Consider the following 24,390-nt stretch of genomic DNA (forward strand, 5'->3'; position numbering starts at 1 on the left):
TGACCAATAAATGACCTTTGTATAGGGTTGCGCCTTTATGTACTGAAGTACAAGGTTTCCCAGAATTTTCGCCCGAGGCGTGATCCATGGTTTCCAGTAGTGGAACTCAGCACAAGACTTCAGCCAGTGGTGGCCGCCAGTCGGCCGTCAACAAGAAGGCAGAGAAGCGGGAAATCGCCAAGCGCAAGATCCTCAACGCCACTCTGAACCTGATCGCGGACGAAGGTCTCTCGTCTCTGTCGCACCGCAACATCGCCAAAGCCGCCGGCGTGCAGCTGGCGATGACCACCTATTATTTTCAGACATTCGACAATCTGCTGTTGTCGGCTTTTCATCTGTTTCTCGAGAATCTGCAGCCGGTGCTGGCGGAGCTCGGTGAGAATCAGAAGACGCTGATGCGGGAATGTGTAAACAGGGATGGGGTGCTGGTAGAAAAGGAAGCCTACATCACTGGCATCGGCGATCTGTTTGACGCGTATTTTGACAGCGCGCTGGAGTCGCGGCGGCGGCAGCTGACCATTGAGAGCCAGTTCATGTTTGCGCAGTTCCTGCCAGACGTCCTCGCACGCGAAGTTCAGCAGTACACCGCCACCCTGAAAAAAGTCGCGGAACAGTTTTGCGCTCCTCTGTCGAACCACCACCTGAAGACCGATGGCGCCCTGCTGCTGGCGGTAGTTCAGTATCTCGAGTTCAGCGCCGTCGGCAGCGCCCCCTCTGACCGTCGCGAGGGCCGCGAGATGGTCGAGCGCTTGTTGCGCGGCTTCCTGCGGTCGTAACCGGCAGAGGGCTGAGTCCGCGGCCGGCAGCACCGGAAATCTGAGGTAATGGCCAAGGCCCGGTCGCGGTCGTTCAATGGTTTCCTGAACCTGACGGGGGACCTATGCAGAACTTCACCTTTTCCACCACCAAAACCATCGTGTGTGAGGCCGGCGCTGCCAGGCTATTGGCAGAGAGCTGCCGCGCCGCTGGCGCGGGCAGGGTTTTGCTGGTTACCGATGCCGGTATTCTCAATGCGGGTCTACTGGACGGCGTGCTGCCGGGCTTTGACCGTTCGGATCTGCGCCTCGGCATCTTCGACCGGGTGGAGGCGGACCCCAGCAGCGCCACGGTGGAGGCCGCGGTACATGCAGCGCGTGCGCTCGGAGCGGAAATGATCGTCGGCTTTGGCGGCGGCAGCGCCATGGACGTGGCGAAGGTGGTCGCGGTGCTGGCGCACCCCGATTGTCGCCAGTCACTCGATGAGCTCTACGGTGTTGGTAGCATCTGCGGACCGCGGCTACCCCTGTTGCAGGTGCCCACCACCGCCGGTACCGGTTCCGAAGTGACGCCCATCGCCATCATCACTACCGGCAAAACCACCAAGGCCGGTATCGTCTCCCCGCACCTGCAACCGGACACTGCGCTGCTGGACCCACAGCTCACCCTGGGGCTACCGCCGAAGGTGACTGCGGCTACCGGTATCGACGCTATGGTGCACGCTATTGAGGCCTATACCTCCGCGCACAAAAAAAATCCGGTCTCCGACATGCTGGCGCGCGAGGCGCTGCGGTTGCTCGCTGGCAATATCGCCAACGCCACCCACCGCGGGAATGAGCTGAACGCCCGCAGCCAAATGCTGCTGGGCGCGCTCTATGCGGGCCAGGCATTCGCCAATGCACCGGTGGCCGCTGTGCACGCGCTCGCGTATCCGCTTGGGGGCCACTTCCATATTCCCCACGGCCTAAGTAATTCCCTGGTGCTGCCGCATGTTCTGCGGTTCAATGCCTCGGCGGCAGCCCCACTGTACGCGGAGCTGGCGCCACTTGTGATGGGTGGCCAGTGTGTTACCGGCAGCCCGCAGCAGAAAACCGGGCAGCTAATCGACTGGCTGGAAAGCCTGATTGTCGAACTGGGCCTGCCCAGCCGCCTGCGGGACTGCGGGGTAACGGAAGATCGCCTGCCGCAACTGGCAGAAGATGCCATGCAACAGCAGCGACTGCTGGTCAACAACCCCCGCGCTGTCACCGAGGCAGACGCCCTGGCGATCTACCGCGCCGCCTTCTGAAGCACCGGGAAGTAAGCACAGCCATGACCCATGACGATACGTTCACGCGCGATCACTACCGCGTGTTTTACCCCATCACCACCCGCTGGCACGACAACGATATCTACGGCCATATCAACAACGTGACCTATTACAGCTATTTCGACAGCGCGGTAAACCGCTACCTGATTGAAGAGGGTGGGATGGATGTCCACAGTGCGCCTGTTGTCGCCTTCGTGGTCAACTCCAGCTGTGATTACCGCGCCCCCCTGGCCTACCCGCAGCAACTGGAAGCTGGTATCCGGGTGGAGAAACTGGGCAACAGCTCTGTGGTGTACCGGGTGGGAATCTTCGCTGCGGGGGAGAGGCAGGCGGCCGCCAGCGGAAGCTTCACCCATGTGTTTGTCGAGCGCGCGGTTCAGCGTTCCGCCCCGATTCCCGCCGATATCCGTGCGGCACTGGAGAGCATCACCTAGCGAGACGACAGGTTTGTTGCCTGTCTCCCGCAATCCCGCATCTGGCAGTTGTTCCCGGAATGGTCGACACCTGCTTTGACCGTTGCCGATATTTCGGTTAAATTAATTTGAATTGCAAATCAATTTATTGGCCGGATGCTATGACCAACCATTCAAGTAACGTGCGCGAACACTTTGGTATCCGCTTTTCCCTGCTGGCGCGGCGCTGGCGCCGTGCCATCGATACCCATCTCGCTGCGGCGGGGCTCACCGACGCCACCTGGGTTCCGCTGGTGCACCTGCAGGAGAGTGGCGATGGCATGACCCAGAAAACGCTGGCGGCACTGGTGGGCATCGACAGCTCCAGCCTGGTCCGGCTGCTGGATATCCTTTCCCGCGAGGGGCTGCTGGAGCGCCGTGCCGATACCACCGATGGCCGCGCCCGCCGGATCTACCTCACTCCTGCCGGCAGAAAACGCGTGGCGGAAATTCGCGCGCAGTTGTTGCGGGCGGAGGAAGCGCTGCTGGCGGATCTGTCTGATGCGGAGATCAGCACTATGCTCGGGCACTTTGAACACATTGCGCAGCGGATCGATGCACTGCAGCCGGAAAAACCGGAGGCGCAGTGAAGAGTCGGTGGTGGCCAACCGAGGGCCGTGCCGAGCCGGTACGACGTAGGGACGCAGCACGCCATCTTCTGCGCCCTGCGCGTGTACGCGAGAGCCTGGCATTGGCGCCGCAACCATTTATGCGCAATTCCGCCCTGGCGGGTATGCAGGCGGCGCTGACAGGCGTTATCGCGCTGCCGCTGGTGTATCTCTCCCCCTGGTCGCACCTGATTGGCTACGCGTCCCTCGGTACCCTGGCGGCACTGTTCGGGCGTTTCGCCCAGGGTACCGGGCGCAACCGGATCGTACTGGCCAGCGGTTTCTGGCAAACCTTTGCGGTGCTCAGCGTGTCCGCGGCCATCTGGCTCGGCGCGCCGTTTGCGGTGCAACTGCTACTGCTCGCGGTGCTGTGTGGACTGTTTGCGGTGGTGGCCGTGCAGGGGAAGTTCGGTCCCCCGGGTCCGCTGATCTTCATCTTCGCGGCCGGCGCGTCGATGAGCGAGGTGCAGAGCTGGCAGGCGGTGCTGGAGCGTGGCGCGGCGACGGCCGGTGTGGCCGCACTGGCCTGGGTGGTGTGTGTACTGACGGAATTTATCCGCCAGCAAGCGCGCGACGGCATCTCCTTCCCCGCTGACCCAGTGCGGTCTCCCCGCCAGCACCTAGTGGTTGCGATGCGCATCGGCAGCGGTGCACTGGCTGCGGCCTGCGCGGCTAAAGTCATGGGCGCACACTTTCCCGCCTGGGCCGCAATGGGCGCGGTGGCGGTGATGCAGGGGGCACATCTGCACACCAATATGCACCGTGCGCTGCAGCGTATGCTCGGCACCGTGCTGGGCGCGGGGTTGGTTTGGTTGATCCTGTCATGCGGCCCCTCGGTCTGGGTGCTGATCGCGCTGATCGCCATATTCCAGGTTGTGACAGAAATCGTGATTGGCTCGAACTATGCTCTTGGGCAGATCCTGGTAACGCCCATGGCACTGCTGATGACTTATCTGGCCAGCCACGGAGAAGCCGCAAGCGCGCAACTGGTACCCGAGCGAGTGCTGGATACTCTGGTAGGTGCGGTTGTCGGCATGCTGCTGGCGGTAGTGTGTTCCACATTGGAAGACCGGGCGTCCCTCGCGCGCCACCTTGTCTCCTCGGAGCAAAATTGAGGGCCGCTTTCGCCGCTGCACAAGCGCAATCGCGGCGTGAGAACAACGCTTTGTGTTATTGCGGTTAGTGTCTTGTTGTTAACGGAAGGATGGCAAATCATGCCGGAAAATATCCTGCAACCGGAAATTCTGTTTGTGTCTCACGGTGGCGGACCACTGCCGTTGCTCGGAGACCCGGGGCACCGGGAAATGGAGGTGTGCCTGCAAAATATTGCCGCTCGTCTGCGCAAACCATCCGCGATACTGGTTGTCAGCGCCCACTGGGAAGAGCGAGTACCCACCATCACTGTCGCCAGCAATCCGCCGCTGGTTTACGACTACTACGGTTTTCCCGAGGCGGCTTACCATATCCAGTACCCGGCCCCTGGCGATCCGTCGCTGGCGCAACAGGTCTTTGAGACGTTGTCCGGAGCCGGTATTGAAACCGCGAGGGATGCGAACCGGGGATTTGATCACGGCCTTTTCGTGCCATTGAAAATCCTGTTTCCAACGGCGGACATTCCCTGTGTCCAGCTATCCCTGAAGCGCACCCTGAACGCGCAGGAGCATTTGGAGATAGGCGCCGCACTTAACGAATTGAAATGGGAGAACCTGCTGGTTGTGGGTTCCGGCTTCTCATTCCACAACATGCGCGCTTTCTTCGCCGAGGAAACGGAGGAATCCCGCGGGCTAAACATCGCGTTCGAGCAATGGCTGCAGGAAACCTGTGCCAGCGAGGCGATGTCCGAATCCGAGCGGATGCAGCGGTTGGCTCTCTGGGAAAAAGCGCCGGGTGCCCGTTTCTGCCATCCGCGCGAAGAGCACCTGTTGCCACTACATGTCTGTTGCGGGCTGGCGAACAGACCCTGTACAGAAGTGTTTATGTTAAACATTCTCAATAAGAGAGCGAGTATGTATCTCTGGCAGTAACCTTATCCATGACGATACCTCTTGGGGGTGCAGGATGAGACGCTGGAGAAAGCGCGCCTCTCTACTCGCGTATCGTTCAGGGCTTTTTTGCGCTGAGTTTTGGCCAGACCTGAGTGGTGCCAGCAGCGAACAGCATCCCAATCCCCAGGCATATCCCCGAGCTGACGAGCCAGAACAGCAAACTGTTACCCGGAAACAAGGCGGTGATACCGAAAAAGGCAACACCGCGCAGAAGAAAGATAGAGGAAATAGTGCACAAGCCTGTGCGCAACAGCGGTAGCCGGAGGATCACGCGAGCGCCAGAAAGAGCATAAAGCGAGCACAGCAATAGAATCGCGACGATAGTTGAAGTTACTGCGGTGGGATACCAGTGGCCCTGTTCAGACAGCTGGGCCATTTCCTCCCCCGCGCCAAATAAACGATACCAGTCGCCCCCAAAAACAATACACCCAAGGTGAGCAATTGCCGCAAGAGTCGTGCACATTGCCGCTAAAATAAGCAGGCGGTTTTTGTCCGAATCCATGGTTCCTTCCTGATTCCAATGGCGAAACAAATCGCATCCACGCTTTACGAGTTTAAAAAGGCCAGTTTAGCTCCGAAGCCAAGAAAGAAAACGCCGGTGACGGATTTCAGCCATCTGGAAAATCCGGTGCTAACTGACAGCCCTTTCAGCTGAGTCAAAAGAATGACCATGGCTGAAAACCAGACCAGGTTAACGGCGGCGTGAGCAGAGACCAGAATATAAGCAAGTGGCGCGCTATCGCTGAATGGCAGAAATTGCGGAAAAGCCGCCAAGTAAAACATGGATACTTTCGGGTTTAGCGCATTGGTAATAAAGCCTTCAAGAAAAGCTACACGCATGGATTTTCTATTCTCGCGCGGGTCGGAAGGCAAACTTGCTGCGTTCGGTGCGACTCTCCAGGCGGACAGGATTGATTTAATACCAAGCCAGCAGAGGTATGCTGCGCCAAGAATTTTAAAAACAAAAAATATCTCTGCTGATTGTAAAAGCAGAACCGAAATACCGAATACAGACAGCGTTCCGTGAACATAAAATGCTGCAATGAACCCCAAGATATTGGCAAACCCCGCCTTGCTGCCAGAGGTGGGTACTGTTTTTACGATCAGGGCACCATTGGGGCCGGGCGATATCACAAGCAGTGTCGCCATGAGTACGAACGTAGCTATATTTACCAAGTCCATGTTCAGAGTCTATCGTGTATAAATGTTACTGGTGGAAACTCGCAGAGCCAGCAGGATCAAAATCCGTGAAACCGCGCTGCGCATAAAAATGGCTTTCCACCTGGAGCGATCTGGCGCAACCAGTAGTGGCTGTTGACTTTGTCAGATTTTTTCCGGCAGGGCGGGAAACTCGGGACTGTCCTGTATGCTCTCAACCCAGGTGCACCTGTCTTCGCAAAATATCCTGTCATCCGGTGCAATTTGCAGATTCTCGTTGAGGCTTCCCGCTGGGATTACCAGGCGTGTACCAGCGCGATTTATATAGGGAACCCCGGAACCACAAACCTTGCAGAATTGTTTTGCCCAACTCTGGGCTGAGGCCAACTCGAAGCGTTGAATGGAATCCTCTCCAGATATCCAGCAGATATTCTTGGGGTCGGTAAAGAGGTTTGATGCATGGGCGGAGCCGGTAGAGTGCCTGCAGCGGGAGCAATAACAAATATGGAATGCTGATATTGTGCCGTTTACTTCAAATCTAACGGTTCCACACAGGCACTGGCCGGAAGCTCCTGCTAACTCTTTGCTCATAATCTGATCTCAGTTCTTGGATCCCTGGTTTAACCGCTCCGTGGGCTGTCGGAAAAACAGCCTGCCCGACCGGGCCGAGGGTGGCCGCCTTCTGCGGTGTTAGGTATTTCCCCCAGGTGGGCGGTTAAATATATCTGCAAAGCCGGTTTATGCTCGATTTTTTTCTTCCGATCTGAGCGTAAGTACTTCGCAGCCCTGATTCGTCACCAGCACGGTATGTTCCCATTGCGCAGACAGTTTTTTGTCCCGTGTTACCACTGTCCAGCCGTCTTTCTTGGTTTTGGTTTTATACGTGCCCTGGTTGATCATGGGTTCGATGGTGAAGGTCATACCTGCTTGCAGTGCTTCACCGGTGCCCGGGCGGCCATAGTGGAGGATCTGCGGGGCTTCGTGCATTTCGCGGCCGATGCCGTGGCCGCAGTATTCCCGTACCACGCTGTAACCTTGCTTCTCTGCATACTGCTGGATGGCGTGGCCAATGTCGCCGAGGGTTGCGCCGGGGCGCACGGTTTCAATGCCTTTCCACATGGCCTCGTAGCTGGCCCGCGCCAGCTGGCGGGCGGCGGGGGCAACGTCGCCGATCAGGTACATTTTGCTGGAGTCGGCAATAAAACCATCTTTCTCCAGGGTGATGTCCAGGTTGACGATATCGCCGTTTTTCAGCTTGCGTGAGGCGCTTGGCATACCGTGGCACACGACTTCGTTGATGGAGCTATTCAGGGAATAGGGGTAGTCGTACTGACCTTTACTGGCGGGGCGTGCCTTCAGGGTGTTGGTGATGAAGTCCTCCACCTGGCGGTCGATTTCCATGGTGGTGATGCCGGCCGCGACGAAGCCGTCCAGCATCTGGAAGACCTGACTCAGAAGCTGTCCGGAATGACGCATCAGCTCCTGCTCCCGCGGCGTTTTCAATTGCACCTTAGTCACGGGTGAGAGCCTCCAGGCTGGGAGCGGGGTTGCGCAGCAGCATTTTGCACAGCTGGTTGTAGGTAAGGTCCGGGTTGAGCTCTGCGAGCATGCCAATCCGCACCCAAAACTCGGCCTGAGCGTTGATGGAGCGCGACATGACCGTACTGGCCTGGCGGATCTCATCGTGCAGTGCATCGGATATTTTGACGATTCCCATGGTGGTCTCCGCTTGTGTGATTGCACGCATTATATATGGATTGTATATGAAGCGTATATCCCGGTGGGGTGGCCTGTGGCGACGGTGATTCTGCCGTGCGCGCAGTCCGGTGGAAAATTGCGTAAGCTTGCGGATTCCAACAACCCCGATGTTCTCCGAGTTCTGTTTTGCGCCCGTATTCCCCGCCTGTCGAACCTTATCTCGATGTTGTCTACAGCGATGCCTACCTGTTGGTGCTGGACAAGCCCAGCGGCCTGCTCACCGTGCCCGGGCGCCATCCGACCCACAGGGACTGCCTCGCCAGCCGCGCGCAGGCGGAATACCCGGATGCACTGATCGTGCACCGCCTGGATATGGATACCTCGGGGCTGGTGGTAATGGCGCTTGGGCCGGAAGTGCACCGACAACTGAGCGCGCTGTTCCAGAATCGGCAGGTGGAAAAAAGCTATCTTGCGCGGGTGTGGGGAGAGCCGGGAGAGAGCAGCGGTGAGGTAAACCTGCCGCTGATCTGCGACTGGCCGAACCGGCCAAAACAGAAAGTGGATTTCGAGCACGGCAAGCCGTCGCTGACCCGCTGGCGGAAACTCGACAGCGACGGCGCAACGAGCCTGCTGCAGTTGACCCCGGTCACGGGTCGTTCCCACCAGTTGCGTGTACACATGCAGGCCCTCGGCCACCCGATTCTGGGTGATCCTTTCTACGCCCACAGGGAGGCGCTCGCCGCGGCACCGCGTTTGCTGCTGCATGCGCAGGAACTGGGTTTTGAGCATCCGGTGCTGGGAAAAGAAATGCACTTTTTGTGCAACCCGGGAGCGGAATTTCAGCTCGGGAAAAATTGAACGAATAGGGTGGTAAAAGGTTCGACGCGGAGGAAACTCTCCTCGCCTGTCCAGGCACTTCTTATGACTTGTTGACGCCACCCGCGCCCACAAATTCGATCACATTTTAAGGGCGGGGGATAAACATGACTCCGTGCATGTCGCTCTAGACGTCCCGCATGAACTTCTGCATGAACTTCTGCATGAACTTCTAAAGGTAACTGGGTATCATTCCCGCTCCGGCACAAAGTTTGCAAAAGACACTGCGCGGAAGACGCTGCAGAAGTCGCTGTATTAGGTGCGTACAAAAATAGAGTCAAAGGGAGCTCGACGGTGGCTGTCTCTATTCAAACCCTGGGCGGTCTGGCGCTTTTTAATGACGGTATTGAAGTCAAATTACCGGCCTCAAAACGCACGCGCGCACTGCTTGCCTACCTGGCCATTACCGGCCGCCCCCATCGCCGCGACAGCCTTTGTGAAGCCCTGTGGGAGACCCCGAATGACCCGCGGGGAGCGCTGCGTTGGTCGCTGAGCAAACTGCGCCCCCTGGTCAATTCGCCGGAGCGGGAGCGCCTGCAGGCCGACCGCGAGCGCGTGTCACTGGTGATCACTGATATCGCCATTGATACGCATAACATTGCCGAAGAACTGCAGAATCCCCAGTTGCCCGCCTCCCGGCTGCAGGAAATCATCAGGCTCCTCGGCACCCCCTTTCTCGAAGGCCTGGACCTGCCGGAACAGAATGTGTACCAGCTCTGGCTCAATGCGGAGCGCCGTGCGCTGGAGCGGCTGTTCGCCGGAGTCTGTGCCCGCCTGGCGCGTCATAACGAGAGCCCCCTGGATGAGCAATTGCTGTGGGCCCGGCGCTGGCATGAACTGGAACCATTGAACCCGGCCGCTGCGACAGCACTGGTTACACAACTGGATCGCATGGGGCTGGCCCTTGAGCTCGCCTCTCTCGGCGCTGAGCTCGACAGCCGGTTCACCAAGGCCGGTATCAGCTGGTCTGCAGATGCGCGCGCCGCGGCGGACAGCAGAAGAAATCCCTCCGCGGGCCCCACGGAGCGCGAGCTGCTGGCACGGCAGAAAATCCACTTCTGCAAAGCTGCAGATGGGGCGCGCATTGCCTACGCCTCGGTGGGAGAGGGAGCGCCCATCGTCAAAGCCGCCAATTGGCTGACACACCTCGAGCACGATTGGGACGCGCCCATCTGGAGCCCGCTGTTTCGCGATCTCGCGTCTGACCATCGTTTTATCCGCTACGACGAGCGCGGCAACGGTCTGTCTGACTGGAATGTCAGTGATATTTCATTTGATGCGTTTGTTACCGACCTGGAAACAGTGGTGGATGCCTGCGGGGTGGAACAATTTTCCCTGCTCGGTATTTCACAGGGCGCAGCGGTATCCATTGAATATGCGGTGCGCTATCCCGAGCGGGTGAAGCACCTGATACTGTTCGGTGGTTATGCGGCCGGGTGGCGTATTGGCGCCAGCGAAGCGCTAACCCGCGAGCGGGAAGCGGTGATGACTCTGACCGCCACCGGCTGGGGGCAGGATAATCCGGCCTACCGCCAGATTTTTTCTTCCACGTTTATGCCCACCGCCAATGCCGAAGAGTTTGCCTGGTTCAATGAATTTCAGCGGTTGACCACATCGCCGGAAAATGCGGTGCGTTTCCTGTCGGTGTTTGCCGACATCGACGTGCGCGAACAACTGGCCAGGGTCAAAGTACCCACTCTGGTGATCCACTCACTGGGCGACCAGCGTATTCCGGTGGATGTGGGGCGAGACCTCGCAGCGTCGATTCCCAATGCGGAATTTGTCGGGTTGGACAGCAACGGCCATTTGCTGTTGGGGCGAGAGCCTGCATCCAAGTTGTTTGTGGAAACCGTGCGCGAGTTTATTGCCCGGAACTAGCGCGCTTTTACCGCTGGCGCCACTGCCTCGAATTCCCGGTTGGCGATGTCAGCGATCCTGCATTCTTAGCGACGACATCACGTTTTCTTTTCAAGTATCTCTTCCATGCGGGATTTCCACGCCACTCGCGTTATTTTCATTCCAATTACCACGGTTGTTACTACGCTCGCTACCACACCGCTCCGCTAACCTCCATCCCACAATCGAAGCTCTCACAGGCGAAGTACGGATCACAGGATGGATGCATCATGAGCGAACACGCGCACCTGGCCAAAGTGAACGTCTCGTTCGCATTTACCTCGCACCAGTCAAACATTCTCTATCGCCGCCAGGCGACATTGGGAATGCGTTACGCATTCTGATCCAAAGGTAAAATACCTTGTTCTCTATCGGGGGGCTTATGCCCCCCTTTTTTCGTCAGGTAGTCACATGCAGGCGCACGTCGATATTGCCGCGGGTGGCATTGGAGTAAGGACACACCTGGTGTGCCTGCGCGACCAGTTTTTCTGCAACGGCCTGCGCAAGCCCGGGCAGGTTCACATGCAGGTCGACCTCAAGACCGAAGCCGCCTTCCACCTGGCCGATACCGACCTCGCCGCGCACGCTGGCGGTTGCCGGGATTGCGACCTTGGACTGGCCGCCGACAAATTTCATGGCGCCGATAAAACAGGCGGAGTAGCCCGCGGCGAACAGCTGCTCCGGATTGGTGGCGGCGCCGCCGCTACCGCCCAGTTCTTTCGGGGTTGTGAGCGCCAGGTCCAATACGCCGTCTGAAGAAACGGCCTTGCCGTCGCGTCCACCGGTTACTGTTGCTGAAGCGGTATAAAGTGTTTTCATGATTCCATCTCCTATGTCGTTCGTGTTTGCGGTGATGCCGGCTTGCGTCGCCGCTGTCGTGATTGCGGGAACAAAGTTATCGCGATAACAGTTATTGCGATAATTGATTGTGGCTATGTGCCCGATAGCACTGCCGGGTTGTCAGCGGCTCGGGAGGCAGGATGGTCCTGCTCGCGGTGATGGACTGGGAATCGCGACTGGGCGCTAACGATGGGCGCGGGTGAAGGTCAAAGATGGGTATTGAGCGTATCGCGCAGTGTATCCAGCTGCAGCTTCAGTTTGCGTGCGGTTTTCTCATCCAGCCCGCTGATGCAGAACACCCGTTCGGGGATATCTTTGGCCTGTTGCTGCAGCCTGCGGCCCGCCGCCGACAGCTGAATCAGTACCCGGCGGTCGTCTTGCGGGTCGCGCCGGCGCTCGATCAGGTCCTGGCGCTCCAGGCGGCGGATGACTGGGCTCAGGGCACCCTTGTCCTGCATCAGGCGGGCACTGAGGTCTGTAATCGTGATGCCGTCCTGTTCCCACAGCACCATCATCATCAGGTACTGGGGGTAGGTGAGTCCCAGCTCATCGAGAATCGGCTTGTACAGTTTTCCCATCGCCAGCGAGGTGGAGTAGAGACTGAAGCAGAGCTGGTTGTCGAGTCTGAGGTTGTCGTCTTGAGATTTGGCCATTAGCGCCGGACGCCTTGCATCGAACGTGGATGGCAAGTGTAAAACAAGCCGGCGCGGAATAGGCATGATGCCCTGAATGAAAAAGGGCGGTCCGAAGACCGCCCTGTCGCTTGCGCGGCCAGTTATTTCTTGCCTTTCATCGCCGCCGCCAGTAGGTCGCCCATGCTGCCGCGGCCGCCGTTGCCCGCGGGTTGCTGGCGATTTTTGTTATTGTGGCGCTGCGCCTGGCGAGACTCGCGATGGTCGCCCTTCTGCACGCCGCCGCTGCCCTGTTCGCCGGGCTCGTCGCTCATGCGCATGGACAGGCCGATACGCTTGCGCGCCACGTCCACTTCCATCACTTTCACCTTGACGATGTCGCCGGCCTTCACCACTTCGTGCGGATCCTTGACGAATCGCTCCGACAGCGCGGAGATGTGGACCAGACCGTCCTGGTGTACGCCGATATCCACAAATGCGCCGAAGTTGGTGACATTGGTGACGGTGCCTTCCAGCACCATGCCCGGGCGCAGATCCTTGATCTCTTCCACGCCCTCTTCGAACTTGGCGGTGCGGAATTCCGGGCGCGGGTCGCGGCCGGGTTTTTCCAGTTCGGCGATGATGTCTTTTACCGTGGGCAGACCGAATTTTTCATCGGTGTAGTCCATCGGGTTCAGCTTGCGCAGGAACGCGGAGTCGCCGATCAGGCTGTTGATCTCGCGGCCGTTTTTCTCGGCGATGCGCTTGACCACAATGTAGGACTCCGGGTGCACGCCGGAGCGGTCCAGCGGGTTCTCGCCGTTGTTGATGCGCAGGAAGCCGGCGGCCTGTTCGAACGCCTTGGGTCCGAGGCGCGGCACTTCCTTCAGCTGGTCGCGGCTCTTGAAGGCGCCGTTCTGGTCGCGGTAGGTCACAATGTTGGCGGCGATGGAGGCGGTGAGGCCGGACACCCGCGCCAGCAGCGGCGCGGAGGCGGAGTTCAGTTCGGCGCCCACGCCGTTCACACAGTCTTCCACCACCGCATCGAGCGAGCGCGCCAGCTGGGATTGGGATACGTCGTGCTGGTACTGGCCCACACCGATGGACTTGGGGTCGATCTTCACCAGCTCCGCAAGCGGGTCCTGCAAACGGCGCGCGATGGAGATGGCACCGCGGATGGTCACGTCCAGATCCGGGAATTCCTTGGCGGCAAATTCGGAGGCGGAGTACACGGAGGCGCCGGCCTCGTTGACCACAACTTTCTGCACATTGAGTTTGTACTGCTTGATGGTGTCGCCGACGAACTTGTCGGTCTCGCGGCTGGCGGTGCCGTTGCCGATGGCGATCAGGCCCACGTCGTATTTGTTGCAGAAGGCGGCGATGATCGCGGCGGATTCCTGGATGCGATTCTGCGGCGGCGTGGGGTAGATGGCGGTGTGGTCCAGCACCTTGCCGGTGGCGTCCACTACCGCGACCTTGACGCCGGTGCGCAGGCCCGGGTCGAGGCCGATGGTGGCCTTCTGGCCGGCGGGGGCCGCCAGCAGCAGGTCTTTCAGATTGCGGGAGAACACCTTGATGGCCTCTTCTTCCGCCATTTCGCGCAGCTGGCCAAGCAGGTCGGTTTCCAGGCTGGTGAGCAGCTTGATGCGCCAGGTCCAGCGCACCACTTCACCCAGCCATTTGTCGGCGGCGCGGCCCTGATCTTCGATCTCCACGTGGCGCGCGATCATCGCTTCGCAGGGGTGCGCCTGCGAGGGCGTGCGCTCTTCGTCACCGTCGAGGCCCAGGTTGATGGCGAGGATACCCTCGTTGCGGCCGCGGAATATGGCCAGCGCGCGGTGGCTGGGCACCTTGGAGAAGGGCTCGGCGTATTCGAAGTAGTCGCGGAACTTGGCGCCCTCCTCTTCCTTGCCCTCCAGCAGCTTGGACTTGACCAGGCCGTCGCGGCTCAGGAAGTCGCGCAGCTTGCCCAGCAGTTCGGCGTCTTCGGCGAAGCGCTCCATCAGGATGAACTTGGCGCCGTCCAGCGCGCTCTTGATGTCTTTCACGTGCAGGGCGGGGTCTTCGTTGTCGCTGGTGAGGTACTTCTGCGCTTCCTCTTCCGGGTTCAGGGCCGGGTCCGCATAGAGGGCGTCGGCCAGTGGTTCGAGGCCCGCTTCGATGGCGATCTGGCCCTTGGTGCGGCGCTTGGGTTTGTAGGGGAGGTAGAGGTCTTCGAGGCGGTTCTTGGTGTCGGCGGCGTTGATCTGCGCGGCCAGTTCCGGGGTCAGCTTGCCCTGCTCGTCGATGCTTTTCAGGATCGCGGCGCGGCGCTCTTCCAGCTCGCGCAGGTAGCGCAGGCGCTCTTCCAGGGTGCGCAGCTGGGTGTCGTCCAGCTCGCCGGTCACTTCCTTACGGTAGCGGGAAATAAAGGGCACGGTGGCGCCCTCGTCCAGCAGGCCCACGGCAGCGGCCACCTGTTGCGGGCGCACGTTGAGTTCTTCGGCAATACGGGCGTTGATATCCAGCATATTGTTCTTTACATCCTCGGGAAGTCATCAGGGTTCACGGTTCGACGGCCGCGCCGGACCCGGTCGCAAATACGGGCGCGCTAATGGGCCTTGGCAGCGATAGCGGGTGAACGGTTAGTGTCCAACTGCGGGTGCTGACCGAAAAAATTCGGCGGCCATTATGGGCCATGCGAGGGCACTGACCAACATGGAAAGGGCGTGAAATTGTGCGGCGTGAATTGCGCACAGTACGCATTTGCGGTCAAGCGCATTTTGCTGCGACGGCCTGCACCCGGTGACAGTTCCAATGTTGTGCAACACCTGTAGAATGCCCGACTAGTTAAATTTTGATCAGTGGAAGCATCTGTGAATCCTTCGAACAAAAGTACAAGTAAAAACAAAGTCTTGGGTCTTGTGGTTCTAGTTGGTGCGGCTGCGATAGCCGCCGTTGTGTTGATGGCGCCAAAACCTGAGGAAAAAGTTGCTGAAGCGGCGGTGCCGCCGGTGGCGGATATTCTCTACGCGGAGCCTGGCCGCCACACGTTATTGGTACCGAGCCAGGGTTCGGTGCACGCCCGTCACGAGATTGAAGTGGTGGCGCGGGTTGGCGGCGTGATCGAGAGCGTGAGCGATGCGTTCGTGCCCGGTGGCTTCTTCAAGCAGGGCGATTCACTGATCCAGATCGAGTCCGCGGACTACCGTCACCAGCTGACCCGCAGCGAATCCCAGGTGGCCACCGCCGCCGCGTCCCTGGCCCAGGAGCAGGGGATGGCGAAGCAGGCCAAGCGCGAGTGGCGCGACCTCGGCACCGCCACCGCCAACGATCTGTTCCTGCGCAAGCCGCAGCTGGCCGCCGCGGAAGCCGCGCTGGCCGCCGCCAAGGCGGACCGCGACCAGGCCAGGCTGGATCTCGACCGCACCGCGGTGAAAGCGCCGTTCGCCGGCCGCGTGGTGGAGACTCTGGTGGATATCGGCCAGTTCGTGTCGCCGGGCACCAAGCTCGCGCGCATTCACAGCACCGGTGTGGCGGAAGTGCGCCTGCCGCTGACCGACCATCAACTGTCGCTGCTTGAGCTGCCGCTGGGCCGCGCCATCGACAATGGCCCGGCCGTGCGCATGACTGCCAACCTGGCCGGCCAGCAGCGCGAGTGGCGCGGCCAGATCGTGCGCACCGAGGCGGCGATCGATCCCAACAGCCGCTTTGTGTACGCCGTGGCGCAGGTCGCCAACCCCTACCAGGGCGAGGCGCCGCTGATCAACGGCCTGTTCGTGGAAGCGCAGATTGCCGGCAAGACCTACGACGACATCACCCTGCTGCCGCGCCAGGCGCTGCACGAGGGCAGCCATATCCTGGTGCTGAACGAAGAGAACCAGCTGGGCTTCCGCGATGTGGAACTGCTGCAGGCGGTGGGCGACCAGGTGTGGCTGCGCGGCGATATTGCCACGGGTGACAAGGTGGTGGTCTCAAGCCTCGGCTATTCTCGCGAGGGCATGGTGCTGAGCCCCAATCCGCTGAATGAAAAGCCCGCGTCTGGCCTGATGCTCGGTGACAAGGCCCCGGAGTCCGATGACGTCGCCGAGCAAGGCGCCAAGGGCAGCACCGCCTCCGCACAGGGAGCCTACTGATTATGCAGGGCATCATCGGATGGTTCGTCCGCAACAGTAAAGCCGCCAACCTGCTGATGTTCCTGATCATCATCGGCGGGATTTTCGGCATCATGCATATAGGCCGCGAGGTGTTCCCGGCTATCAACCCAGGCGTGGTCAAGGTCGATATCAGCTACCCCGGCGCCGGTCCCGCGGAAGTGGAGCAGCAGGTTACCCAGCGGGTGGAGCAGGCCATTTCCGAAGTGAAGGGGATCAAGGAAATCAACTCCTGGTCCGCCCGCAGCCACAGCACCGTGCGCATCCAGGCGGTGGACGGCTACGACGAGCTGCGCCTGCTGAATGACATCAAGGTGCAGGTGGACTCCATCAACACCTTCCCGGGTGATATCGAGCGCCCGGTCATCGCGCTGGAAGAGTGGGAACAGCAGATGATGATGATCGCCATCGGCGGTCCCGTCTCCCCGCGCCAGCTCAAAGAAACCGCGATGGACCTGCGCGACAAGCTGATGCTGCTGCCCGGTGTGCGCCGTGTGGACGTGTGGGGTGACCGCGCCGATGAGGTCTCCATCGAGGTTTCTGAAATCGACCTGCGCCGCTACAACCTGTCGTTCGACGATGTCGCCGGTGCGGTGCGCCGGTCCTCCCTGGACCTGCCCGCGGGCATGGTGCGCTCCGACCGCGGTGACATTCAGGTGCAGACCCGCGGCCAGGCCTACAACGCCGAGGACTTCGCGCGCATCCCGGTACTGAGCCGCCCCGACGGCACCCAGCTGCTGCTGCGCGACGTGGCCACCATCAACGACGGTTTCGAGGAAGAGGGTTCCATCATCCGCTTCAACGGCAAGCCGGCGATGAACCTGCGGGTGATGCAGGGCGAGCCGCTGGATGTCGTGGCCACTGCCGAAGCGATCCGCGAGTTTATGAAAGAGGCGCGCGAGACTCTGCCCCCGGGCATGGAGTTCGAGGCCTGGTTCGACTTCTCCGAAGCCTACGAAAGCCGCATGAGCATGCTGTTCTGGAACGCGGTCACCGGCCTCGCACTGGTGTTCGTGTTGCTGATGCTGTTCCTGCGCCCGGCGCTGGCAGTGTGGGTGACCATCGGCATTTTCACCGCCTTCATGGGCGCCTTCTGGCTGCTGCCGATTACCGGTATCACCCTGAATATGCTGTCGCTGTTCGCCTTCCTGATGATTCTCGGGATCGTGGTGGACGATGCGATCATCGTCGGCGAGGCGGTGCACGCCGCCCACGACCGCGGTGAGGTGGGGCTCAAGGCGGCGGAAGCGGGGGTAAAAAATATCTCCGCGCCGGTGATCTTCGCCGTGGTCTCCACCATGGTGTTCTTCGTGCCCATGCTGTTCCTGCCGGGCTACACCTCGCAGATGATGATGTCGCTGCCGGTGGTGGTACTGCTGAGCCTCACCTTCTCCCTGGTCGAATCCCTGCTGATCCTGCCGGCGCACTTGGTAGGTCTGAAACCCGAGAAGCCGGCGACGTCCGGCTTCGGCAAAAAAATGCAGGACATACGCGGCAAGTTCGCCTCGGGCATGAAGGCCGCCGGCGACAAGTACTATCTGCCGCTGCTGGAGAAAACCCTGAGCAACAGCCGCGCCACGGTCATGATCTTCTTTATGGCGCTGATCCTGTCGTTCGCACTGTTTGGCGGCGGCTATATCGGCAAGGCCTTCTCGCCGGAAGTTCCCTCTGATCTGCTGGAACTGCGCACCACCATGGCTCAGGGCGAGTCGTTCGAAGAGACCAAGCGGGTGATGGAGAAGTTCGAACAGGCCGGTGAAATCCTCGCGAAAGACCCCGAGATGCTGGCGCTGAACGGCGGCAAGGAATTTGTCGAGAACACCATGGTGTTCCTGTGGCGGGGCAACGTCACCGTGCTGCTGCAGCTGACCGACGGCGAGAATCGAGATGTGACCTCCGAGCAACTGGCGCTGAAGTGGCGCGAGTATATCGGCGAGCTCCCCGCCAGCATCGAGGAGATGAACATCCAGCACACCATCAACGATGGCGGCAAGGGCATGTCCCTGAACCTCAGCACCTCCTCCGGCAACATGGACGAGCTGCGCCGCGCCGCGGACGAGGTGAAGCAGGCCCTCAACAACTTCTCCGGTGTGTACGACGTGCGCGACAACCTGATTGCCGCGCGCCAGGATATCGAGATCCAACTGAAACCCCACGCCACCAATATGGGCATCGGCCTCGCCGATGTAGCCAAGCAGGTGCGCCAGGGTTTCTACGGTGAAGAAGTGCAGCGCATTCCCCGCGGCCGCGAGGACGTGCGCGTGATGGTGCGTTACCCGCAGGAAGAGCGCGCCAGCGAAGACCAGATCGACCGCATTCGCATCCGCACCAGCGAGGGCGAGATTCCCTTCAGCGCGGTGGCGGACGCCGTCTATGTTCCCGGCTACACCACCATCCGCCGCAACGACCGCGAGCGCACGGTGCAGATCACTGCGGAAATGATTCCAGGCACCTCACCGGCAAACGAGATCCTGAAGGAGCTGCGCGACAAGAACCTGGCAACCTGGGAGAGCCGCTACCCCGGTTTCAGCCTGAAGACCGCGGGTGAAATGCAGGAGGAGGAAGAATTCAGCACCTCGATCATCGCGTTCTTCTTCCTGTCGATCTTCGCTATCTACGGGCTGCTGGCCGTCGCCTTCCGCTCCTACTCGCAGCCGCTGCTGATCCTGACCGCGGTGCCGTTCGGCTTCTTCGGCGCGATCCTTGGCCATATGTTGATGGGTTACGACATCAGCATCATGTCCATGCTCGGCTTCCTCGCTGCGGCGGGCGTGGTGGTGAACGATAATCTGGTACTGATGGATCGCATCAACCAGTTGCGCGCCGAGGGTGTGGCGGTGATGGACGCGGTGGTACAGGCCGGTCGCGACCGCTTCCGCCCGATCATCCTCACCTCCCTCACCACCTTTATCGGTCTGGTGCCGATCATGTTCGAGCGCTCGATCCAGGCGCAGTTCCTGATCCCCATGGTGGTGAGCCTCGCGTTCGGCGTCCTCTGCGCCACCTTCGTCACCCTGCTGCTGGTGCCGAATCTGTACAAGATCATCGAGACCCTGCGCATCAAGGTGAAGGGTGACAAGATCCACGAGGAGCTGCCGGTGAGTTTCGAGAAGGTCTGATTCTTCTGGTGCGCCATCCGGGGTTGTTTTTGGCCTCGGCGGCGCGCCCATTTTGGCTTGAACAAGTCCTGTGGCGCGCCCTTATCGGGCCGGGGTAATCCGGTACTCAACAACCTGTCGGCAATCGTTTCGCACCGAATCGAGAGAGGCAACGGTGGCGATATCCGCGGATTTGCGCTCTCCTCCATTCGCCCTCGGCGTCTCTCCAAATTGGCACAAACGTACACGATATTGCGGGATATTTCGGGAAAGTTGTTTAAATAACCTCTGAACTTGTTTCCGGGGTATGCAGTATTTAAACTGCCTCTCTCGAATTTATGGCGCTGTCAACCGCGCAACATAGGGATTATGTTCAAACGCCTCTTCGCTTCCAAAAAACACCCCTACACCCCCTTTCTCAACCAGCGGGAAAAAGTGGAGGTGGATCTTTCCGGCACCAAGCTCAGCATGGTGCTGCCGCCCCATACCCGCTACGACGGCTTCGGCGTGGAGCCGCCGCCGGCGCGGGTGAATATTCACGATGCCGGGGCTTATCAGGATGACAGCCACTTGCCCGAGTGGCGGCGCAGCGGCATCGTCTATCGGAATGATCCACTGGGTGATCGCAATTGGGAGTTTTACGGCCCCCCCTGGAGTGGCCGGCCCTACGGATTTATAGAATTTCGCCCGGGGCTGCGCAGGCTCGACGGGTTTCCGGATGGGGTGAGCTGCTTCAATCCCGCCCACTTTGAGCAGGTGCTGGTTCATGAGATGTATTACGAAGCTGGGCCGGGCAACCCGGCAACGCCCCGAGATATAGAACCGATCAACTGGCGCTTGACCCAACTGGATGGCGCTACCTGTATCTATTTTGAATCCCACCGGGATCTGCGCCAGGGCAACTACGAGGATTCGCCACACCTGGCGGCGGAAGCTTCGTGCGGCCTGTATGTCCCGCTTGAAGACCGCTATTTCCTGCGTATCGGTTTCAACTATTCCGGTTATGCCCCGGCCGAGTACAGCCTCGCCAATATGAACAGGCTGCGTGACTCGGTACTGGAGACTGTGACATTGGAATACAGCCCCAGCGCGCGCCAGCAACTAGAAAGCGCCAGACAAAAATGGCCCAACGCCTGCGCCAGTGAGCGCCGCGAGCCGCTGGAGTGGGTTTACCCCGAGTGGCGAAACGGCGATTACCTGAAAGGGGAAAAGAGCGGCGTCATTATTCTGAAGGCCGGCAGCCCGCCGCCGGAGTTTACCCTCTGATCCGCAGGATGGATTTTTATTCAACTCGACACACCAAGCATCAACGGAAGATAACGTAAGACAGGGAGGAGTTATGCAACTCGACGATACCAAATGGAAACTGCTGTTCGACAGAGGTTCCAGCAACGCCGGCCGCAATGTGTATATACAGGAGCGCCACCTGCCCAGGTGGGAGAAGTTAAAACGGGAGCATGTGGGCAACTATTACCTCACCAGCCTGCTGCGGGAGGTGCGGAGCCTGAATGCCCTTTCCGGTGGCTACGCCCTGCGCCCGGCGGTGCTCACTATGAATGGCGGCCAGATTCAGTACATCGTCAACCAGAAGGGCGATGTGCATATACTGCTGTTGAACATCAACGAGAGCATCCGCAAGCCCGGCGGCGACCAGACCAGTGGGCTCTACCAGGTAAACTATAACCGCCAGGAAAAGCGATGGAGGACCCATACTGAGACCCAGCCCAAAATGGAACTATCCCACCGCTGGAACAATATCCACTACGCCACCGTCAGCGGCAAGTTCAAGAGCAAGGAAGAAGCCGGCAGGCTGCTGCCGGAACATATTTGCAACGCCTACAAGGGCGCCATCCGCCCGTCGGAAATGGAAAAGCCCGACAACCACTACTCCCTCTACTGGCTCAACGACACCCACAAGGACAGCCTACAGCGGGACAACCTGGTTTCCCTGATCCAGCAGGTGCAGGCCGCCAAGGTGCAGGTCAACTGGCTGGTGCATGGCGACGGCGCGCTCACCTTTGTGAACGCCCTGAAGGTACTGGAGACCTACCCCGGCCTCACCCGCTTCCAGGCCCAGGATGAAAAAATCGTGCTGGAGCATCGCAGAACCATGGGGCTGCAGGGCGTTTACTTTTCCAACCCGCGCGGCGCGGGCGTCACGGAAAAGGAACTCAAGCGCCTGTGCGACAAGGTGGGCCTGGTGCTGGTGGGAATCAACCGTGATGCGCGCGATATGTGGAATGCGGACTCGCGCAAGACGGCCCTGGACAAAATCGGGCTGATCTCGGCAAAGGGCGTGGTAGGCGGCCCCGTGGCTGCCGCTGGCCTCACCGCCGTGATCGACAGCCTGGATCTGGGACTGGACGCCAGCACCGGCATGGTGGCGGGCGCAGCCGTTGTCGGCGGAGGCATAGTGATTGCCAAGGATTCCCTCAGCACCCTGGGCGGCTATGCGCGCAGCGTGCAAAAGTCATGGGGCAGCACCTTCGGCGAGGGCAACAAGCGCTGGGCCAATTGACCCCTGCTGGTTTGTCCTTACCCGGCGGCAGGTACTTTGAAATCAGTGTTGTGGCACGGGCTCAACGAGACCATCCGCATCAAGGTCAAAGGCGACAAGATTGCCGATGAGCTGCCGGTGAGTTTCGAGAAGGTCTGATTGAAGTGGGGCGTCACCATTTGGTTTGGTGGCGCGCCCTTATCGGCTTGTATTCGGTCCTGTGGCGCGCCCTTATCGGGCCGGGGTAATCCGGTACTCAACAACCTGTCGGCAATCGTTTCGCACCGAATCACCCCGTCCCGATAAGGGCGCTTCGCATCGAAGTACGGGATGCTCTTAAGGCTTACGAAGTAAAACTCTTTGAATCGAAGGTGGAGTGCCGGGGATTCGTTTTCAAAAGCGTCGCAAACAGGATGTTTGCGCCGCAGCTCCCAGGGATGGGTCTACAGCGGTTTTGAAAACGAATACCCGGTGCTCCGCCGCCACCGCACTCCGAACAGAGCACCGCTAAACTCTCGGAACTACAACTTCTTCCCCGCCTGTATTACCCTTCACGCAATTCTTTTCCTCGAATCAGGAAATTTCCTTGCGCATTCCCCGTATCTTCTCCACCGAGCCGCTGGCGGGTAAATCCGAAGTCCAGCTGGACGAGGCCGCTTCCCGCCATCTGGTCAAAGTCCTGCGCCTCGGCCCCGGCCGCCCGCTGATCCTGTTCGACGGCGCCGGTGGAGAGTACGAAGCAGAACTGCTGGAAGCCGGTAAAAAAGCGCGGGTGCAAATTGGCGCGCATTCCGCAGAAGACAACCAGTCTCCACTGGCCATCACCCTCGCCATCGGAATCTCCCGCGGCGACCGCTTCGACTGGGTCATCCAGAAAGCCACCGAGTTGGGCGTGAGCGCCATCCAGCCACTGTTTACCGAACGCTGCGAAGTCAAACTGAGCGGCGAACGCATGGACAAAAAACTCGGCCAGTGGCAACAGATCGCCATTAGCGCCTGCGAGCAGAGCGCCCGCAACCGCGTGCCGCAAATCCTGCCGCCACAGAAATTCCACCAGTATCTGGAACAGGCGAAAGACGACAACGCGCTCAAGCTCGTGCTGCACCACCGCACCAAAGCAACACTGGCAGAACTGGAACAGCAGGCGGGCAAGCCGCAGGCCACATTATTATTGGTGGGTCCCGAAGGCGGGCTCTCCGCGGACGAAATCGAACTGGCCATGGCGCAGGGCTTTCATCCCCTGCGCCTCGGCCCGCGCGTACTGCGTACCGAAACCGCGCCGGTAGCCGCGCTTTCGGTACTGCAATTTCAATGGGGCGACTTTTAATCGGAGCACACTATGAAAATACTAGTCTGGTTGATTGGCGTGGCGATCACCGCTATGTCCATTCTCGTAATCCTGAAACCGCAGATCGCCCGCGATCTGAGCGAGCGCATGAACCCACGGATGTTCTATTTTGGCGCCTGGGCTCGGATCGTGATCGGCATGATTTTCCTGGTGATCTCGGAAACCCGCAGCTGGGCCACGCTGTTCAATGGGCTCGGGATTCTGCTGGTGGTCGTCGGCGCCTATGCACTCCAGTCCGGCTATGAGCGCACGCGGGAATTCGTGCTCCGCGTCGTGCACGGCAATGAAAATGTGGTGCGCGTTGCCGGCGCGGTCGGCGTACTGGTGGGCATTCTTCTCATCTCCGCAACCTGATGGCACGCCGATGGTGAATCCCTATTCAAACACCCGGCTGGTGATTTTCGACTGCGATGGCGTACTGGTAGACAGCGAAATCATCGTCTGCCGGGTGCTGGCCGAGGAAATGACGAGGCTCGGCATGCCGGCGACCGCGGAAGAACTGGACGAACAGTTCAGCGGCCGCCCGTCGCAAGACTGCATTCTCGATATCGAGACCCGCTACGGTGGGCCGCTGCCGCAGTCCTACTTCAACGCCACCGAGAAGCGTATCCGCGAAGCGTTCCACAACGAACTCGAAGCGGTGGCGGGCATTCGCGAAGTGCTGGAAAAACTGCAGACCACCGACCTGCAGACCTGCGTGGCCTCCTCCGGCCCGCACGCGAAAATGCAGATTACCCTGAACAAAACCGGGTTGTGGGAGTATTTCGCGGGGCGCATTTACAGCGCCGACGATGTGGGGCGCGGCAAGCCCTGGCCGGACCTGTTCCTGCACAGCGCGCGTCAGTTCGACATCGCACCCGAGCACTGCCTGGTGGTGGAAGACTCCATCGCCGGCGTGAAGGCCGCGGTGGCCGCCGGCATGCCGGTGATCGGCTACAGCCACAACGGCGCGCGCGCCCGCCAGCTGGAAGCCGAGGGCGCGCGGGTAATCAACGATATGCAGTTACTGCTGGATTATTTTTGACGCCTGCCAGCGCCGCTAGATCAGATCCTCACTGCCCTACG

At 60.0% G+C, this 24,390-nt stretch carries 23 protein-coding genes; 15 read left to right on the plus strand and 8 right to left on the minus strand.

Annotated features, from left to right (window positions below):
* Positions 1-86 precede the first annotated feature (86 nt).
* The 6 genes from FDY93_RS03975 (at position 87) to FDY93_RS04000 (ending at position 5,149) form a co-directional block, all read left to right on the plus strand.
* Positions 87-776 (plus strand): TetR/AcrR family transcriptional regulator, encoded by a 690-nt coding sequence (locus FDY93_RS03975; RefSeq protein ID WP_138234437.1) that lies wholly within the window; start codon positions 87-89, stop codon positions 774-776.
* Positions 777-880: 104 nt separating this feature from the next.
* Positions 881-2,044, plus strand: coding sequence for an iron-containing alcohol dehydrogenase (locus tag FDY93_RS03980; protein ID WP_138234438.1), 1,164 nt, complete (start codon positions 881-883; stop codon positions 2,042-2,044).
* A 23-nt stretch (positions 2,045-2,067) separates the two neighbouring features.
* Positions 2,068-2,499, plus strand: a complete 432-nt coding sequence (locus FDY93_RS03985; protein WP_138234439.1) for an acyl-CoA thioesterase — start codon at positions 2,068-2,070, stop codon at positions 2,497-2,499.
* 140 nt (positions 2,500-2,639) lie between these two features.
* Entirely contained in the window at positions 2,640-3,107 is a 468-nt protein-coding gene (locus FDY93_RS03990) for a MarR family winged helix-turn-helix transcriptional regulator (protein ID WP_138234440.1), read from the plus strand.
* A gap of 119 nt (positions 3,108-3,226) precedes the next feature.
* Positions 3,227-4,240, plus strand: coding sequence for an FUSC family protein (locus FDY93_RS03995; RefSeq protein ID WP_138234441.1), 1,014 nt, complete (start codon positions 3,227-3,229; stop codon positions 4,238-4,240).
* A gap of 99 nt (positions 4,241-4,339) precedes the next feature.
* Positions 4,340-5,149, plus strand: a complete 810-nt coding sequence (locus tag FDY93_RS04000) for a DODA-type extradiol aromatic ring-opening family dioxygenase (RefSeq protein WP_138234442.1) — start codon at positions 4,340-4,342, stop codon at positions 5,147-5,149.
* Between the two features lie 76 nt (positions 5,150-5,225).
* On the opposite strand, the gene FDY93_RS04005 is transcribed toward FDY93_RS04000, so the two are convergent.
* The 5 genes from FDY93_RS04005 to FDY93_RS19695 form a co-directional block, all read right to left on the minus strand.
* Complete coding sequence (locus FDY93_RS04005) at positions 5,226-5,672, minus strand: hypothetical protein (protein ID WP_138234443.1); 447 nt, start codon at positions 5,670-5,672, stop codon at positions 5,226-5,228.
* 44 nt (positions 5,673-5,716) lie between these two features.
* Positions 5,717-6,319: a LysE family translocator gene (locus tag FDY93_RS04010; RefSeq protein ID WP_246068448.1), complete on the minus strand. Its 603-nt coding sequence runs from the start codon at positions 6,317-6,319 to the stop codon at positions 5,717-5,719.
* A 174-nt stretch (positions 6,320-6,493) separates the two neighbouring features.
* Positions 6,494-6,919, minus strand: coding sequence for a GFA family protein (locus FDY93_RS19935; protein WP_138234445.1), 426 nt, complete (start codon positions 6,917-6,919; stop codon positions 6,494-6,496).
* Between the two features lie 147 nt (positions 6,920-7,066).
* Positions 7,067-7,846: a type I methionyl aminopeptidase gene (map, locus tag FDY93_RS04020; protein WP_421654234.1), complete on the minus strand. Its 780-nt coding sequence runs from the start codon at positions 7,844-7,846 to the stop codon at positions 7,067-7,069.
* Positions 7,839-8,045, minus strand: a complete 207-nt coding sequence (locus FDY93_RS19695) for a ParD-like family protein (RefSeq protein WP_240914036.1) — start codon at positions 8,043-8,045, stop codon at positions 7,839-7,841. The genes map and FDY93_RS19695 overlap by 8 nt, the downstream gene beginning before the upstream one ends.
* Before the next feature lie 167 nt (positions 8,046-8,212).
* On the opposite strand from FDY93_RS19695, the gene FDY93_RS04025 reads away from it, so the two are divergent.
* A complete protein-coding gene (locus FDY93_RS04025) occupies positions 8,213-8,884 on the plus strand; it encodes a pseudouridine synthase (protein WP_138234447.1) in 672 nt (223 codons plus the stop codon).
* Between the two features lie 312 nt (positions 8,885-9,196).
* The gene (locus tag FDY93_RS04030; RefSeq protein ID WP_246068449.1) at positions 9,197-10,780 is read left to right on the plus strand and encodes a bifunctional AfsR/SARP family transcriptional regulator/alpha/beta hydrolase; all 1,584 of its coding nucleotides are present in this window, start codon (positions 9,197-9,199) and stop codon (positions 10,778-10,780) included.
* A 417-nt stretch (positions 10,781-11,197) separates the two neighbouring features.
* Here FDY93_RS04030 and FDY93_RS04035 read toward each other — a convergent pair whose 3' ends face one another.
* The 3 genes from FDY93_RS04035 to FDY93_RS04045 all read right to left on the minus strand — a co-directional run bounded on the left by FDY93_RS04035 (position 11,198) and on the right by FDY93_RS04045 (position 14,759).
* A complete protein-coding gene (locus FDY93_RS04035) occupies positions 11,198-11,617 on the minus strand; it encodes an organic hydroperoxide resistance protein (protein WP_138234448.1) in 420 nt (139 codons plus the stop codon).
* Between the two features lie 227 nt (positions 11,618-11,844).
* Positions 11,845-12,291: a MarR family winged helix-turn-helix transcriptional regulator gene (locus FDY93_RS04040; RefSeq protein WP_138234449.1), complete on the minus strand. Its 447-nt coding sequence runs from the start codon at positions 12,289-12,291 to the stop codon at positions 11,845-11,847.
* 122 nt (positions 12,292-12,413) lie between these two features.
* On the minus strand, positions 12,414-14,759 hold the full coding sequence (locus tag FDY93_RS04045) for a Tex family protein (RefSeq protein WP_138234450.1): 2,346 nt from the start codon (positions 14,757-14,759) through the stop codon (positions 12,414-12,416).
* Between the two features lie 435 nt (positions 14,760-15,194).
* Between FDY93_RS04045 and FDY93_RS04050 the strand changes: the two genes are divergently transcribed.
* The 7 genes from FDY93_RS04050 (at position 15,195) to FDY93_RS04080 (ending at position 24,349) form a co-directional block, all read left to right on the plus strand.
* Positions 15,195-16,364: an efflux RND transporter periplasmic adaptor subunit gene (locus FDY93_RS04050; protein ID WP_246068450.1), complete on the plus strand. Its 1,170-nt coding sequence runs from the start codon at positions 15,195-15,197 to the stop codon at positions 16,362-16,364.
* A gap of 2 nt (positions 16,365-16,366) precedes the next feature.
* Positions 16,367-19,501 (plus strand): efflux RND transporter permease subunit, encoded by a 3,135-nt coding sequence (locus tag FDY93_RS04055; protein WP_138234451.1) that lies wholly within the window; start codon positions 16,367-16,369, stop codon positions 19,499-19,501.
* A gap of 348 nt (positions 19,502-19,849) precedes the next feature.
* Entirely contained in the window at positions 19,850-20,746 is an 897-nt protein-coding gene (locus tag FDY93_RS04060) for a hypothetical protein (protein WP_138234452.1), read from the plus strand.
* A gap of 73 nt (positions 20,747-20,819) precedes the next feature.
* Entirely contained in the window at positions 20,820-21,998 is a 1,179-nt protein-coding gene (locus FDY93_RS04065; protein WP_138234453.1) for a hypothetical protein, read from the plus strand.
* 565 nt (positions 21,999-22,563) lie between these two features.
* Complete coding sequence (locus tag FDY93_RS04070) at positions 22,564-23,304, plus strand: 16S rRNA (uracil(1498)-N(3))-methyltransferase (RefSeq protein ID WP_138234454.1); 741 nt, start codon at positions 22,564-22,566, stop codon at positions 23,302-23,304.
* Between the two features lie 12 nt (positions 23,305-23,316).
* Positions 23,317-23,679 (plus strand): hypothetical protein, encoded by a 363-nt coding sequence (locus FDY93_RS04075; RefSeq protein WP_138234455.1) that lies wholly within the window; start codon positions 23,317-23,319, stop codon positions 23,677-23,679.
* A gap of 10 nt (positions 23,680-23,689) precedes the next feature.
* Positions 23,690-24,349: an HAD family hydrolase gene (locus FDY93_RS04080; protein WP_138234456.1), complete on the plus strand. Its 660-nt coding sequence runs from the start codon at positions 23,690-23,692 to the stop codon at positions 24,347-24,349.
* Positions 24,350-24,390: the final 41 nt, after the last annotated feature.

The sequence above is a fragment of the Microbulbifer harenosus genome (assembly GCF_005771435.1).
GTDB lineage: Bacteria > Pseudomonadota > Gammaproteobacteria > Pseudomonadales > Cellvibrionaceae > Microbulbifer > Microbulbifer harenosus.